We start from the raw sequence: 15,281 nt of genomic DNA, 5'->3' as shown, positions 1-15,281 counted from the left end.
AAGACCGGCCGCATACTTTCGGGGCTTCGCTGTGCACCTCTTTGCAACCTCTCTGGATTGCGTTTAAAAAGGTGATACATTATTCATTTTCATAAATGGCGACGAGATCGTTTTTGTCAACCTCATCAAGCTGAACCATAACCTTTTCAGCTTTTGAAGTCGGGATGTTTTTCCCGATGTAATCTGCTCGGATCGGCAGTTCTCTGTGTCCTCTGTCAACAAGCACAGCCAGTTGAATTGAGGAAGGTCTGCCTACATCGACAAGGGCGTCCATTGCGGCTCTGACCGTTCTTCCTGTGTAAAGAACATCATCTACGACAATTACTTTTTGATCTGTGATGTCTACCGGTATATCTGCACCTTTCACAAGCGGTTCTTCATTGCTCGTTTTTTTGGATAGATCATCTCTGTAAAGGGTGATATCAATTTCTCCAACCGTTACAGGATTCCCTTCAATCTGTTCTATCCGTTCGGCGAGGCGTTTTGCCAAGTAAATGCCTCTTGTCTTGATACCGACAAGGATGCAGTTGTTCATCCCTTTATTGCGTTCAATCATTTCGTGAGCAATTCTGGTCAGCGCACGTCTGATTGCCTGTTCGTCGAGAATGACAGCTTTTTGATTCATTATGTGACACCTCACAGTTCATTTAGAAGAAAAAACCCCTCTTGCCATTGGCAGAGAGGGGTTTTAGGACAAGATGCGTGCATATACACGTATCCCGTCAATCCGTTATCCTTCTCAGCCTCTCTGGACTGTTTTAAAGAATCTATTCAGCTTCGTTTATTATTTCAGAAAAGAGATGCCCTGTCAACGGGTTTTTCTCAGATTTTCGATTAAAGCAGACATATCATCAGGAAGCGGTGCCTCAAATTCGATATATTCGTCAGTGCGCGGATGCTGAAAACCTAAAATTCCGGCATGAAGCGCCTGTCCGTTAAAATCGATCGTTTTTCTCGGCCCGTATTTCGGATCTCCTGCTAACGGGAATCCGATATACTTCATATGCACACGGATTTGGTGCGTTCTTCCTGTTTCAAGCTGGCATTCCACAAGCGTAAATTCCTGGAAGCGGTCAAGAACATGAAAATGAGTGACGGCGTTTTTTCCATCACGTGTTACAGTCATGCTTTGCCGATCTTTCTTATCCCGCCCGATCGGCGCATCAATTGTACCGTCATCGTGAGAAATAAGCCCATGGACAACTGCCGTATATTTCCGCGTAACCGTTTTGTTGACCAATTGGTTTACAAGTGACTCGTGAGCCATATCATTCTTCGCCACCATTAATAAGCCAGACGTGTCCTTATCGATTCTGTGTACGATCCCCGGACGCATCACGCCATTTATTCCGGATAGGTCCGTACAATGAGCCATAAGGCCGTTTACAAGTGTACCCGTAAGATGCCCGGGAGCTGGGTGCACAACCATTCCGCGAGGTTTATTGACGACCAGCACATCCTGATCTTCATAGTAAATATCCAGATCCATAGGTTCTGCCAGCACGTCGAGCGCTTCAGGCTCAGGCACAGTGACAGTCACCTGATCCCCCGGCTGAATTTTATAATTCGATTTTACAGGGCTTCCGTTCACGACAACTTGTCCGTCCTTCACCCATAGCTGCACCTGGGTTCTCGACCAACCATTTTCAGTCGATGCCAGAAATTTATCAATCCGCTCACTTTTTTGTTCTTCTGAAGCGGTTATGTCAAATTGATTCATGCTATTGCTCCTTCTTCTTTTTCCCGCTGTCCAACAGCATTTGTATAAATAAAAGCATTACGCCGACACATAATGAAGAGTCCGCGATATTAAAAATCGGGTAATTGTAATTGACGATAATGACATGGATAAAATCCACCACTTCCTGTCTGACAGCCCGATCGATAAAATTGCCGATGGCGCCGCCAAGCATGAGTCCAAGGGAAACACCAAGAAGCTTTTGCCCTTTCGTATAACGCTGTATGTAATAAACAATACCAATAATGACTGCAGTTGTGATGAGGTAGAAAAACCACATCTGACCGGCTAATATCCCCCACGCCGCACCCGTATTGCGATGGGAGGTGATATAGAATACCTGATCAATGATCGGTATGCTTTGTCCAAGTTCCATGTTCTTGACGACAAGCCATTTTGTCAGTTGATCAGCTGCGATAATAAGTAGTGCGATAACGTAATACAGCACAAACGTTCCTCCATTATACGGTTACTTTAGTCCATTATGCATTTTATCAATAAAAAGCACTGGAGTAAAGAAATATCAGCCTCTATACAGACTTAATCGGAGAGGCGCTGTTATTCATACAGCGCCTGATCATATTCAATATCAGTTGATTTCCACAGAGGAAGTGTTTTTTTTTCAAATTGGACTGAATACAGAAAATCATTTGCTGTCCGCGCTGTCGGCAGCACAGCCAGCTTTGAAAGAGGAATGGGAGCTCCAGTTTCTTCACAGTATCCGAATGTGCCGTCCTCAATTTTCGACAATGCGAGAAGAACGTCTTGAAGCTCTTCTTTAATATGATAGATCAGAGTTGCTTTTTGTTTATGATTGATTGCTGCTTGCGGGCTTGTTGAAACCTGAAAGCAAGAATACTCAAATAATCTCGACTGTAATTCTTCTTTCATCAGAAGAAGTTCCGTATAAATTGCGGTCAGTTGATCATTCATTCATCACAACTCCTGCTCTTAACGTAATACCTATATTGTTACCTGTGAATGATGATCTAAAGCCCATAAGATTTTTCCTGCCATTCTAAACGATGTCACTCTTGGCACAAAAAAAGGCCCGGCTTTTGCGCCGGGCTCTTTTCATTAGTTCTGATAATACTTTTCAACGATTTCAGCGTTGCGCAGTGACAATGTAGGATATTTCGGGTTCGCACCTACATCTTTAGAAATCACACGGGATCTCTCACACATTTCACCTTCAGCTTTCTCGACAGCGATTTTCCCTGTCTCAAAGCTTTGCGCATCGTTTGGCGCTTCATTTTCTTCGCTGATGGTTAATTCAGAAACAATAAACAGCTGAGAAAGATTTTCTTTAATAGAAGCTAATAGCTCTTTGTTTTCTTTATTCGGATACAATTTCAGGCTTGCTTCCAATGATTTACCAATGATTTTTTCATTTCGCGCTGTTTCTAACGCTTTTAGCACATCATCACGAAGAGACATAAAACGGTCAAACTTATCTTCTGTCGCTTCGCTGTTTGGAACCGCAATCGTTTCCGGCATGTCTGTCAGCTGAACGCTCTGCTCGTCAACAAATGTTAAGTGAGACCATAATTCGTCAGCGGTATGAGGCAGTATCGGTGCTGTAAGCTTCACTAACGCAAGCAGCGTTTCATAGAATACAGTCTGCATGCTGCGTCTATCCGGATGATCCGCGTGCTCAATGTATACAATATCCTTAGCGAAATCCAGATAGAATGAGCTTAATTCAATTGTACAGAAATTATGGATGCTGTGATACACAACCGCAAACTCGTACTCGTCGTACGCTTTTTTCACTTTATCAATCAGTTTGTTTAGCTTAACCAGCATGTACTGATCGACTTCACGAAGATCTTCAACAGCCACCGCATTTGTTTTTGGATCAAAATCGAACAGGTTGCCGTGAAGGAAACGGAACGTGTTGCGGATTTTACGGTATACTTCAGCAACCTGCTTCAGAATCGCATCAGACACGCGAACATCCGCCTGGTAGTCAACAGAAGACACCCATAATCTCAAAATGTCGGCGCCAAGCTGTTTCATGACTTTTGCTGGAACGACGACGTTACCGATGGATTTACTCATTTTGCGTCCTTCTCCATCCAGTGCAAACCCATGGCTGAGCACACCTTTATATGGCGCTTTTCCTGTTACGGCTACTGCTGTTGATAGAGATGAGTTAAACCAGCCCCGGTATTGGTCAGAGCCTTCAAGGTATAAATCAGCCGGCCGAACGAGATCCTCGCGTTCTTCAAGCACCGCTTGGTGGGAAGAACCAGAATCAAACCAAACATCCATGATGTCCTGTTCTTTTGTAAAAGTGCCGTTCGGGCTTCCAGGATGCGTAAAGCCTTCCGGAAGAAGATCCTTCGCTTCTTTTTCAAACCAAATGTTTGAACCATGTTGTCTAAACAATTCTGAAACGTGCTCAATCGTTTCATCTGTGATGATTGGCTCGCCGTTTTCAGCATAAAATACCGGAATCGGCACACCCCATGCACGCTGTCTGGAAATACACCAGTCTCCGCGGTCACGAACCATGTTGTGCAAACGCTGCTCGCCCCATTCAGGAACCCATTTGGTTTCTTTAATGGCATCCAGCAGGTCTGATCTGAAATCTTTAATAGACGCAAACCATTGCGCAGTTGCTCTGAAAATGGTTGGTTTCTTTGTTCTCCAATCGTGCGGATAGGAGTGTGTAATGAATTCAAGCTTCACGAGCGCGCCTTTTTCTTCGAGCTGCTGTGTGATCACTTTGTTTGCATCATCATAGAACATACCTTCAAAGCCAGGAGCTTCGCTTGTCATCACACCTTTTTCATCAACCGGACAAAGGACGTCTAAGCCGTATTTTTGGCCAATGATAAAGTCATCTTCCCCATGTCCCGGTGCTGTATGAACACAGCCTGTTCCGGCGTCAGTTGTCACGTGATCGCCAAGCATAACGAGTGAATCTCTGCCGTATAGCGGATGTTCAGCGATAATATTTTCGAGATCTTTCCCTTTGATCGTTCTTGTCACTTCATACTGCTCAAAGCCGCATGCAGAAGCTACAGCTTCAACCAGTGCACTTGCTACAACAAAGCGATTATCACCGACTGCAATCACGCTGTATTCCAGATCAGGATGAACTGAAATGCCGAGGTTTGCAGGAATCGTCCAAGGCGTTGTTGTCCAAATGATGATGCGCTCGCCATTTTCAAGCACGCCTTTTCCGTCTTTTACGCCAAAAGCAACGTAAATAGATGCTGAGCGTTTGTCTTGATATTCGATTTCCGCTTCGGCTAAAGCAGACTCACTTGAAGGTGACCAGTTAACCGGTTTAAGGCCTTTATAAATATAGCCTCGTTTTGCCATTTCACCGAAAACGCGGATTTGCTGCGCTTCATATTCCGGTTTCAGTGTCACATATGGATTTTCCCAGTCGCCGCGGACTCCAAGACGCTTGAATTGCTCACGCTGACCCTCAATTTGCTTCCAGGCATATTCTTCGCATAGCTTGCGGAATTCAGCTACTGACATTTCTTTGCGGTTCACTTTTTTGTTTTTTGTAAGAGCTGTTTCAATCGGCAACCCGTGTGTATCCCAGCCCGGTACATACGGTGCGTTGTACCCGCTCATTGATTTGTAGCGGACGATGAAGTCCTTTAAAATTTTGTTAAGCGCGTGGCCCATGTGGATATCGCCGTTTGCGTACGGAGGTCCGTCATGTAAAACAAATTTAGGGCGGTCTTTCGTCCGTTCCTGTACTAGACTGTAGATATCCTGCTCCTCCCATTTCTTTTGCATGTCAGGCTCACGGTTTGGCAAGTTGCCTCGCATCGGAAAATCTGTTTTCGGCATTAAGAGCGTGTCTTTGTAATCCATTTTCATTCCTCCACCAATTTTTTCAGAAAATAAAAAAAGCCCTCTCATCCCATAAGGGACGAGAAAGCTTATCTCGCGGTACCACCCTTTTAGAAAAAGCCAGGCTTACGCTTTTTCCTCTCGAGCATCGTAACGTGATGAACGTCCTAACCTACTGTGAGTTCAGAAAGGAAACTTAAGGGCTGATCTACATGATTCCGGCCATCCCGGACTTTCACCATCTCCGGGTCGCTATGAAGGCATGATGGAAACATGACTGTCCCTTTCAACCGTCTTTTCATCTGAATTTATGAACGTATTATATTCGACAAGCTAAGAAAATGTCAAGGTAATCAGAGAATTTATTCCTTTTCCTCAAACACAGCGTCGACTTCATACTCAAGCAAATGATCCCAATCATCATTTTTCAGAAGATCAAGCTGCGCTTCAATCAGCATTTGGAAACGTGTTCTGAACACTTTAGACTGTTTTTTCAGCTCTTCGATTTCCATTGCGATTTTTCTTGATTTCGATAAAGATTCGTTGATGATGCGATCAGCGTTTTTCTCCGCTTCCCGAACAATCAGCTTTGCTTCCTTTTGAGAATTGCGCTTTACGTCCTCAGCTGCTTCTTGGGCAACCAGAATGGATTTATTCAGCGTTTCTTCAATGTTGGCAAAGTGTCCGATTCTTTCATCGAGCTCATTGACTTTCGCTTCAAGCTCTGTTTTTTTACGGAGAACAATTTCGTAATCTTTTCTGACTTGACTCAGAAATTCATTTACCTCGTCTTCATCATATCCGCGAAAACTTTTTGTAAACGTCTTGTTGTGAATATCATTCGGCGTTAATGGCATGATGCCACCTCCATTTTTTACATTTCAGTACGGTTATCTAGTTCACATTATAAAACAAATTTCGCACAGATGGAGAAAAAAACTGAAAAACCGACTATTTTTGTCGTTCAAACGTGACTCTCCACTTGTCTTTTTTGGTTTTCCCTTCGATTTTTGTCAGGCTGCAGCGGCCAAAGCCCCTGATAGAGAGCATATCCCCTTCAGCAACCTGGTAAGAAGGGTCTTCAACAACCTTCCAGTTCACTTTTACGAGACCGTTTTTCACCAGCGTTTGTGATTTCTGGCGTGATTGCCTGCTCATAGAGGCGCAGACCGCGTCAAGCCTTAAAGAAGAAACGGTGTCATCTCTTATTTCGACATCTCGTGCAGGAATTTCAAGGTCTGACAAGTCAATTTTCTCAAGCTTGACTGCAGCTTTTCCGGCTTGGGTAAGCTGAGCCGCAACAAAATCGGCTGTATCAGCTGAGACAATGATTTGCACCGCCGTCTCTGAAAACACTAAATCGCCAAACTTTTGCCGCTTCAGACCGATTCCCATTAACGAACCAAGGAGAGACCGGTGATCAACCGTCACAAATTTTTCAGCATAGCGAACGTCAAACGCCTGAAGCTCAAAATCCGATTCTTCCGGCGTGATGTACTCAGGATATAAAATGGCCCGTTTTCGCTCCGCTCTGTCATAGCCGCCGGAAAAAGCCAGTCCTACATCTGCCTGTCCCGTGACCGCATCGAGAATGACCTGTTCCCGGGGATCTAAAAAGTCGGTCAGCTTCATTCGATACTGCTCCTGGACAATTCTTTTCCATTCGAGCGCCTGATCGATAAAGGCACGCTCTTCTTTTCTGAAGTGCTGATAAATATCGCTCATCGTCTTTCCCTTCTATGTAAAGAGGCTTGGCTGCTGCCAAGCCCCCTATCAAACTGTCACCTTAAAACGCAATCATGCGATAAAGCCCCCACAAGCCGGTTGTTGCAAACCGCAGCACAAGAATGGCTACGATTGGCGAGATATCCAGCATTGCAATTGGAGGGATGATTTTTCTGAATGGCTCGAGATATGGTTCACAGATCGACGCTAAAAACCGTCCGACTGCTGTTTCCCTCGTACTCGGCACCCATGACATAAAAATATATATGATCAGGGCAAATGAGTATATTGTAATTAATAAGCTTAAAACCGAAAAAACTTGATAAAGGATCATCTCGCTTTACCACCTCTGATCGTCTTCAGATATGAGCTCAGAAATTGTGCCTGAAACATCTACGTTGTCAGGCGTGCATAGGAAAATATCTGAACCGATTCTTTGGATATCGCCGCCAATGGCATAAACGGTGCCGCTTAAAAAGTCAACAATCCGTTTCGCCTGGTCATGCTGTATCCGCTGAAGATTGACGACAACTGCCCGCCTGTTCTTCAGATGGTCGGCTATTTCCTGCGCCTCCGCATAAACGCGCGGCTCACTCAACACCACTTTAGAGGATTTCTGAACACTTTGCAAGCTTACTACATTCTGTTTGGCTGCTGGTTTACCAGCATTATAAGCAGGTTTTTCTTTTTGTTCCTGTTCTTCATGAGAATCCCGCTCAGTTTCAATATATTCGTATTCGTATTCTTCTTCATCCATTGAGAAAAAGTTTTTCAGTTTATTTTTCATACTCATTGCTGTACACCCCCTGTTTCATTTCCGACTAACGATGAGCCGATTCTAATATAAGTAGCCCCTTCTTCAATCGCGATTTCAAAATCATTTGACATGCCCATCGACAGTTCTGTACATGGAGCGTTCGGCTGTTTCAGCTCTTGAACCTGATCACGAAGTTCTCTAAGCGTTCGGAAACAGCTTCTAATCTCATCTTGGTCATCAGTCAGTGGAGCCATTGTCATCAGTCCGGCCACAACAATGTTGTCAAAGCCGGAAAGCTCCTGTATGAATGGTATCACTTCTTCTTTATTCATGCCGTGTTTAGAGGGCTCAAGCGAGGTATTGACCTGCACAAAGCATTGGACAGCACCTTCAGCCCGTTTTTCAATTTCTTTCGCTAATGAAAGCCGGTCCAGGGAATGAATATAGGAAACAGAATTGACGACAGCTTTTACTTTTCTTGATTGAAGGCTGCCGATAAAATGCCATTCCGGATTTCCTTTAATGATTTCCTGTTTGCGAAGCAGTTCGGCGTCCCGGTTCTCTCCGAGGCACGTGATGCCCGCATCGACCGCCTCCTGTGCTCTTTCAGGCGACACATATTTTGTGACTGCAATAACCGTAACTTCATCGGATCTGCGGCCCGATCTGTTACATGCTTCGTTTATTCGTTCGTTTATATGTCGTAAATGATCAACAACACGCAAGATCTTTTATGCCTCCTTCATTCCGATAAAGGACATCATCCGTCCTGTTTTCCCCTGATCTCGCCGATGGGAAAAGAAAAGTGACGGCTCACTTTCCGTACATAAACCGCTGACAGAAATCTGCTCATTTGCCAAACCGCTGTCAATCAGTATGAGTCGGTTCAGCTCTTTCAGGTCAAGCTGATACTGCCCCTGCCCCGTCTGATTCACGGCGCGATCTGCTGAAAACGGCAATGCGCGGACAGCATTCATCACACGGTCATCTACCGTATAGCACGCACCGCAGATAGACGGTCCGACAACAGCGTATATATCAGAAAGCTTCGAGCCCTCCTGTTCGGTCCATTGCTTCACCATTTCTCTGCCAATCTGTTTGACCGTGCCTTTCCATCCGGCATGAGCGATCCCGACAAGCGATTTCACCGGATCGAAAAAGAATAGGGGCACACAATCAGCAAAGCATAATGCCAAAAATACATTTTTATCATTTGTATAGAGCCCGTCTGTTGCTTTAAAAGCTGAGTGATACTCACGGGCGCCTTTTCCCCTATCCCTCTGCGTCACTTTTTGGACGCGATTGTCGTGTGTCTGGTCAGCAAATACCCAAGACTGCAAATCAATATTAAACATATCGGCTATATATTCACGATTTTTAACCACATCTGCATCTTTGTCATGAACGTGCAATCCTGTATTTAACGACTCAAAAGGTTTTTGACTGACACCGCCGTTTTTCGTAGTAAATCCGGCAATGACTTCTGCATCGTTTTGATTCGTTTGTTTCCAGTCTTGTATCATGAGTGTCGAGGGGGTGGTGAGACTGAATGGGTGATATGTATTCATGATGATCCAACCTTTCGACAAACATTTATAAGGCGTAATTTCCCACTTATTTTACCACATCTTTCTGCATTCGTTTAGCGCCGATTTACATATTTCATAAATGAAATGTGCCGGAAGAGTTCAGACTTCCGGCATTTGACAATCAGCGGCAAAAAAGCAGGTTAAGCGTGGGATTCACTTAATCGGACTAAAATGACATCTTCTCCGATTTTAACTATATTTCGCCAAGGAATGACCATTTCCTCTTCCTTTCCAAAAAAACCGAGAACTTTTCCATTTCCCCCTAGTATAATCGCCTGAATTTTTCCTGTGGTGACATTGATATCAATATCACCGATGCTCCCTAATTTTTTTCCGTTAGAGACATTGACGACATCCTTTACTTGAAATTCTGAAATGCTGATCATCCCATCACGTCCTTTTTCGGTCCTTTTTTCTAGTATATGAACGGGCGGGCTGAACCTTGTCAGCAAGGAGAAATTTTCATGATCATTGTTCTTTTTTGCGGCTGCACCATCTTATGATAAACGTGAGCATGATTTTCGTATAATCTAAGAGCTGCTCAATCGATACCTCTTCATTAACGGCATGAGCATTATATAAATCGCCCGGTCCGTATATTACGCTTGGAATACCGGCATGATAAAGCCATCCACCATCGGTTACGGTTTGAGATACGTCAATGACCGGGCGTTCCCGTTTGATCTCCTCGTGTGACGCCGTAAGGGCTAAAACGCCGGGATGAGCCGAATCAACTTCCAAGGCCGGAAAAATTTCTCCTCTTTCTTCAATCATTGAAGAGCCTCCCCATTTGAAGACAGGACGGTTTTCCCTCAGCCAAATATCACTGTCACTCAGCCTGTTGATGTAATCTTCTATTTCAGCAGCCACTTCTTCATGCGTTTCATTGGGATAAAAATGGACGGTAATCCATAATCGGCACTCATCCGCTATAAAGGCCGCATGTCTGCCTCCTTCTATAACAGCGGGATTAATTGTGTTTGTACCGGGGGTAAAGCCAGGATAGCTTTTCATAATGGCCCAATGTCGCTCCAGCTCACCGAGTCCAGAAATGATTTTTGCCATTTTTTCGATTACGCTCGCCCCGAAGGTTCCTCCGCCAGCGTGGATCATATTCCGTCTTGTTCCATCGTGAAACGTTTGACTGCTTTTCATTTCGATCCAGCCTGTAATCACTCCGCCTTGACCTTGAATATGCATATCGCTCGTATCCGCCACAACTGCAAAGTCTGCGTGATAGCCCTTTTTGCAGCATTCAAGCGTGCCGGCCTCTCCAACTTCCTCCCCGATGACCGATTGCAGAATCAAATCGCCCGGGAGCTCAACGCCCGCTTCACGAATCAGCTTTAAAGCAAACAGCACACAGGCCATTCCGCCTTTCATATCTGAAGCGCCCCGGCCGATTAAGAAACCGTTTTTCTCACTGGGACAAAATGGGTCATGCACCCAGTCCTCGCCCTCTTTTACCTCTGCCACATCGACATGCCCATTGATGATTAAACTTTGATAGGCGGCTGAATTTGTTCCTTTTAAAACACCCACAACATTGGGATCTCCTGGATAAACGTCCCATTTGTCGATAGAAAATCCCCGTTCAAGCAAAAACTGTGCAATCCATGTTTGGATGCTGTCTGTATTTCTCGCAGGCGGCGCCGGTGTTTTAAAAGAAATCAGCGTTTTCGCAAGCTCAATGAGCTCGTCCTTTTGTTCTTCCGCTTTTTTCAGTAAAGATTCTACTTGATCAATCATGTTATCCGCTCCTATTTTTAATAGAAAAAAGCCGTTTCATATTCATGAAACGGCTTAATAAAGAAAGCAGAGTGCAAGCTGCTGCATTCTCCGCTTTTTTCACCGCTTCCCTCCGCTGGTATGATCCAGATCAGGTCAATAAGGGTTGAGACCAGCGTCTCTCTCAGCTTCGAAAGCACCCCCAGGATGAATCGTATGTTGTTATGCATTTGTCACCGGCTCAGCTCTTGTTAAAAACGGACGATCCTGATTCCATAATACACGGATCGGCGTATCAAAAAAAGAAGAAAGTGATTCGTCTGTCAGCATGTCTTTCATGTGTCCTGACCTAAAGACTTCTCCCTTTTTTAACAAGAGGGCTTTATCAAAAATCGGCAAAATTTCTTCCGCATGATGCGTAACATAAAGAATAGACGGCGCATTTTCCCTGCTTGCAATGTGCGTAATCGTATCTAACAGTTTTTCCCGGGCAATAAAATCAAGTCCTGTAACTGGTTCGTCCAGTATAAGCAGCTCCGGATCAGCCATTAGCGCTCTTGCGATTAAAGCTCTTTGTTTCTCTCCTTGAGAAAGAGTTTCGTAGCGGCGGTCGGCATAATCAATGGCTCCTAAGTCCTCGAGCAGGGCAATCGCTTTTTCTCTGATTTCCGCACTTGGTGTTTCATACAAGCCAATAGAAGCATATGCCCCGCTCAGAGCAATTTCAAAAGCTGAATCTGCCGGATACAATTTTTGCTGAAGCCCCGCTGAGACAAGGCCAATTTTTCGTCTGAGTTTATCTCCCAGCTCCGTTTTTCCGAATACATGACCAAGCACCTGCATCTCGCCTGCTGTCGGAAAATAGTAAGAGCATAACATATTTAACAGCGCGGTCTTCCCAGCTCCGTTTAATCCGTAAAGCACCCAATTCTCCTTTTCTTCTACTTTCCAATGAATATCCTTTAGTATCCATTTTCCATTCCGTTTTAGTGAGACATTGTCAAGCTGCAAAATCATTGTGGTCCTCCTCTTTCCAAGCCAAAGAATTATTTTAATTTTCACAAAACTGTGTACGGACTAGGATACCTTACTTTTTCGAAAACGTAAACCGCTCGTTTCCAAATAGAAAAGCCTTTAAAACAGAAATTGTTTTAAAGGCTTTCGGCGTGCATGCTATTGATGAATATTCTTATTCATTTGTTTGATTGCTGCCTTTTCCAGTCTGGACACCTGTGCCTGGGAAATGCCGATTTCTTCAGCTACTTCCATTTGCGTTTTTCCTTGGAAGAACCGTTTTCTTAAAATCATTTTTTCCCTCTCGTTCAGTCTTCTCATGCCCTCTTTCAAAGCCAGCTCTTCAATCCATTGTGTATCTTTGTTGCGTTCATCACTGATTTGATCCATGACATAAATCGGATCTCCGCCGTCATTGTAGATCGGTTCAAAAAGAGATACCGGATCTTGAATGGCGTCGAGTGCGAACACGATTTCTTCGTGCGGTACTTCAAGAACTTTGGCGATATCCTCTGCCGTCGGCTCCTTGCTTGTCTCACTGATTAACCGCTCTCTTACCTGAAGTGCCTTATATGCGATATCCCTGAGTGATCTCGAGACACGTATCGGGTTATTATCGCGCAAATACCTGCGGATTTCTCCGATAATCATAGGTACAGCGTATGTTGAAAACTTAACATTGTGGCTTAGATCAAAATTATCAATGGATTTCATTAGTCCGATACAGCCGACTTGAAATAAGTCATCAACATACTCCCCTCTGTTATTAAATCTTTGAATGACACTTAAGACAAGACGCAAGTTCCCATTTACAAGCTTTTCTCTGGCTGAATCATCACCTTCGTCCTGCAATTGCCTAAACAGCTTTCTCATTTCTTCATTCTTGAGTACGGGTAATTTGGAGGTATCCACCCCGCAGATTTCGACTTTATTTCTCGACACTTTTTTCCCTCCCTACAGGAGCTGCTGTACAACGTTAAGTATCTCCTCGGGTGGGAAAAATATGCACTGCACTCAAACCGAAAAATAGTCATAATTGGGAAATCCTTGTAGAATCAAGGGATTAAGCCGCAAAAATTTTTTACACCATTTTGTTGAATTCTTTTCGCAATCTTTTAATGATTCTTTTTTCCAGACGGGAAATATAGGATTGGGAAATCCCCATCATATCCGCAACATCCTTTTGGGTCTTTTCCTCTTCGCCGACAAGCCCAAAACGCAGTTCCATGATTTGTTTCTCCCTCTCATTTAACTGTTCGAGCGCTTTTTTTAGAAGCTTTTTATCCACATTTGCTTCAATGTCCTTTGTGATGATGTCGTCATCCGTGCCCAGCACATCAGAAAGCAGAAGCTCATTGCCGTCCCAATCAATATTAAGCGGTTCATCAAAAGAAACTTCTGAACGGATTTTGTTGTTTCTCCTTAAATACATCAGGATTTCATTCTCGATACAGCGAGAGGCATATGTAGCCAGCTTGATTTTCTTTTCCGGATTGAAGGTATTCACAGCTTTGATTAATCCAATGGTGCCGATGCTGATTAAATCTTCAATATTAATTCCCGTGTTTTCAAATTTCCGTGCGATATAGACGACAAGCCGCAGGTTGCGTTCGATCAATATAGCGCGGGCCGCCTGGTCGCCGCTTGGGAGCTTCATTAATAGAACCTGCTCCTCGTCTTTTGATAATGGCGGCGGCAAAGCTTCACTCCCGCCTATGTAATACACTTCATCGCTTTTTAAGCCCAGTTTCATCAGCAGCTTATACCAGAGGTGCGTCAACCGCAATTTAAGTTTTTTCATCTTCCTCTCCCTTCTAAATGTCACGTCTTATGAGTATGATAAGTAACGGACATTTGCGAACATTAGGATACGTGCTTAATGGCCTTTCCGGACAGCATTTTCGGATGAATAATCGCGTCAAAATCTCCATCTGCCGACAGCTTTGACGTGCTGATGCCGATTAAGCATTTATCCGCGGAAATCATTTCATCTTTTGTCATAATCGTTACATGATCCGGTTTGATACATAATAAAAATTGATGCTGCTGGCCTACTCCCCGATATGGGATCAGCCTCATTTTATCTAAAAAACGAAACGAATCATCAAGCTGTTCAATCGCTTCCATCGGGTCTGCACTTCGGATAATCACCGTTTCAGCCTCTCCGAAAATTGGTTCAAGCTTATCAATGTGAAGAATCATGACCGGCGTTTTTGTGAGCGGATCATACAGCTGGTTGCCGGAATCCACCAGGCCTCTTGCGTGCAGTGTTTGGCCGCCCAGGTCCGCCTGTACCCTGACTCGTTCCTCATATTGAATGTTTTTTGTTTCAATATCTTCGATTCTTCTCTTGGAAAAAAACCATAACGCTGGAAAGCCAGCCACGATAAACATCCAGCTGATCGGGTCGCCAAATCCGGTTTGATTGGTGATCATGACACCGTTTCTGACAATAGAGTTTGACTGCAGCAATGAATGTGCTCCGATTATTCCCCCTCCCATTAGAAAAGTAGCAAAATAAAAGGAAAACAAATTTTGAAAGAAATAGCGAAACCGCTTAAAACCGAATGTCACGAGCACAATGACAACCGAAAAAGCGAGCTTTCCGGCCGGGTTCTCAACGATCGGCGAGAAAGGAGTAAACATCAAAAGGACAATACTTGACCCGATAAACGCGCCGCTTATCAATCTTCTTTTTTTCACATGGCGTTTCAAAATAAAAGCCGTCAGTAAAAGCAACAGTGCGTCAAAACAAAAGTTTAACAGCCAAATGACATCTAAATAGATTTTCACACCTGACCCCTTTCTTTCTTGCATCACGCTGTTCCCCTTCTTGTTTCATAAGTATAAAGCAAGCTCTGTGGGAAAGTCTGTCAATTAATGTTGAGAGGCCCATACAATTTTTCAG

At 44.1% G+C, this 15,281-nt stretch carries 17 protein-coding genes, 1 riboswitch and 1 other annotated feature; all 17 genes read right to left on the bottom strand.

All coding sequences use genetic code 11. The features are described from left to right. Positions 1–79 precede the first annotated feature (79 nt). The 17 genes from pyrR to spoIIGA all read right to left on the bottom strand — a co-directional run bounded on the left by pyrR (position 80) and on the right by spoIIGA (position 15,166). Positions 80–625 (bottom strand): bifunctional pyrimidine operon transcriptional regulator/uracil phosphoribosyltransferase, encoded by a 546-nt coding sequence (pyrR, locus tag NYE43_RS08365; protein ID WP_024121338.1) that lies wholly within the window; start codon positions 623–625, stop codon positions 80–82. 183 nt (positions 626–808) lie between these two features. Next, positions 809–1,720 carry an RluA family pseudouridine synthase gene (locus NYE43_RS08360; protein WP_024121337.1) on the bottom strand — a complete coding sequence of 304 codons (912 nt, stop codon included), beginning with the start codon at positions 1,718–1,720 and terminating at the stop codon, positions 809–811. Between the two features lies 1 nt (position 1,721). Continuing rightward, the gene (lspA, locus tag NYE43_RS08355; protein ID WP_010334181.1) at positions 1,722–2,186 is read right to left on the bottom strand and encodes a signal peptidase II; all 465 of its coding nucleotides are present in this window, start codon (positions 2,184–2,186) and stop codon (positions 1,722–1,724) included. Between the two features lie 110 nt (positions 2,187–2,296). Then, the gene (gene ylyA / locus NYE43_RS08350) at positions 2,297–2,671 is read right to left on the bottom strand and encodes a sporulation-related RNA polymerase-binding protein YlyA (protein ID WP_024121336.1); all 375 of its coding nucleotides are present in this window, start codon (positions 2,669–2,671) and stop codon (positions 2,297–2,299) included. Between the two features lie 144 nt (positions 2,672–2,815). Beyond that, on the bottom strand, positions 2,816–5,581 hold the full coding sequence (gene ileS, locus NYE43_RS08345) for an isoleucine--tRNA ligase (RefSeq protein ID WP_198097469.1): 2,766 nt from the start codon (positions 5,579–5,581) through the stop codon (positions 2,816–2,818). A 51-nt stretch (positions 5,582–5,632) separates the two neighbouring features. Further along, positions 5,633–5,860, bottom strand: a binding site (T-box leader). A 62-nt stretch (positions 5,861–5,922) separates the two neighbouring features. Next, the gene (gene divIVA, locus NYE43_RS08340; protein ID WP_010334179.1) at positions 5,923–6,417 is read right to left on the bottom strand and encodes a septum site-determining protein DivIVA; all 495 of its coding nucleotides are present in this window, start codon (positions 6,415–6,417) and stop codon (positions 5,923–5,925) included. 94 nt (positions 6,418–6,511) lie between these two features. Then, positions 6,512–7,285 (bottom strand): YlmH family RNA-binding protein, encoded by a 774-nt coding sequence (locus NYE43_RS08335; RefSeq protein WP_103671385.1) that lies wholly within the window; start codon positions 7,283–7,285, stop codon positions 6,512–6,514. A gap of 61 nt (positions 7,286–7,346) precedes the next feature. Then, positions 7,347–7,619, bottom strand: a complete 273-nt coding sequence (locus tag NYE43_RS08330; protein WP_003221463.1) for a YggT family protein — start codon at positions 7,617–7,619, stop codon at positions 7,347–7,349. A gap of 6 nt (positions 7,620–7,625) precedes the next feature. Further along, the gene (sepF, locus tag NYE43_RS08325) at positions 7,626–8,078 is read right to left on the bottom strand and encodes a cell division protein SepF (RefSeq protein ID WP_024121333.1); all 453 of its coding nucleotides are present in this window, start codon (positions 8,076–8,078) and stop codon (positions 7,626–7,628) included. After that, positions 8,075–8,767 carry a YggS family pyridoxal phosphate-dependent enzyme gene (locus NYE43_RS08320; protein WP_024121332.1) on the bottom strand — a complete coding sequence of 231 codons (693 nt, stop codon included), beginning with the start codon at positions 8,765–8,767 and terminating at the stop codon, positions 8,075–8,077. Before NYE43_RS08320 ends, sepF begins: the two co-directional genes overlap by 4 nt. A 6-nt stretch (positions 8,768–8,773) precedes the next feature. Next, positions 8,774–9,610 (bottom strand): peptidoglycan editing factor PgeF, encoded by an 837-nt coding sequence (gene pgeF / locus NYE43_RS08315; RefSeq protein ID WP_095713799.1) that lies wholly within the window; start codon positions 9,608–9,610, stop codon positions 8,774–8,776. A gap of 161 nt (positions 9,611–9,771) precedes the next feature. Next, the gene (locus tag NYE43_RS08310; RefSeq protein WP_010334173.1) at positions 9,772–10,017 is read right to left on the bottom strand and encodes a YlmC/YmxH family sporulation protein; all 246 of its coding nucleotides are present in this window, start codon (positions 10,015–10,017) and stop codon (positions 9,772–9,774) included. Between the two features lie 82 nt (positions 10,018–10,099). Then, positions 10,100–11,380: an acetylornithine deacetylase gene (locus NYE43_RS08305; protein WP_341061551.1), complete on the bottom strand. Its 1,281-nt coding sequence runs from the start codon at positions 11,378–11,380 to the stop codon at positions 10,100–10,102. Positions 11,381–11,470: 90 nt separating this feature from the next. Next, positions 11,471–11,573: riboswitch (TPP riboswitch) on the bottom strand. A gap of 8 nt (positions 11,574–11,581) precedes the next feature. Continuing rightward, positions 11,582–12,376, bottom strand: a complete 795-nt coding sequence (locus NYE43_RS08300) for an ABC transporter ATP-binding protein (protein ID WP_103671382.1) — start codon at positions 12,374–12,376, stop codon at positions 11,582–11,584. A gap of 156 nt (positions 12,377–12,532) precedes the next feature. Continuing rightward, positions 12,533–13,315, bottom strand: coding sequence for an RNA polymerase sporulation sigma factor SigG (gene sigG / locus NYE43_RS08295; RefSeq protein ID WP_010334169.1), 783 nt, complete (start codon positions 13,313–13,315; stop codon positions 12,533–12,535). Between the two features lie 139 nt (positions 13,316–13,454). Beyond that, positions 13,455–14,174, bottom strand: a complete 720-nt coding sequence (gene sigE, locus NYE43_RS08290) for an RNA polymerase sporulation sigma factor SigE (protein ID WP_024121327.1) — start codon at positions 14,172–14,174, stop codon at positions 13,455–13,457. A gap of 62 nt (positions 14,175–14,236) precedes the next feature. Next, on the bottom strand, positions 14,237–15,166 hold the full coding sequence (gene spoIIGA / locus NYE43_RS08285) for a sigma-E processing peptidase SpoIIGA (RefSeq protein WP_341062721.1): 930 nt from the start codon (positions 15,164–15,166) through the stop codon (positions 14,237–14,239). Positions 15,167–15,281 lie beyond the last annotated feature (115 nt).

Origin of the sequence: Bacillus sp. FSL R5-0434, assembly GCF_038004745.1 — a bacterium.
Classification (GTDB): Bacteria; Bacillota; Bacilli; order Bacillales; family Bacillaceae; genus Bacillus; species Bacillus halotolerans.
This window is presented reverse-complemented; position numbering and strand designations above follow the sequence as displayed.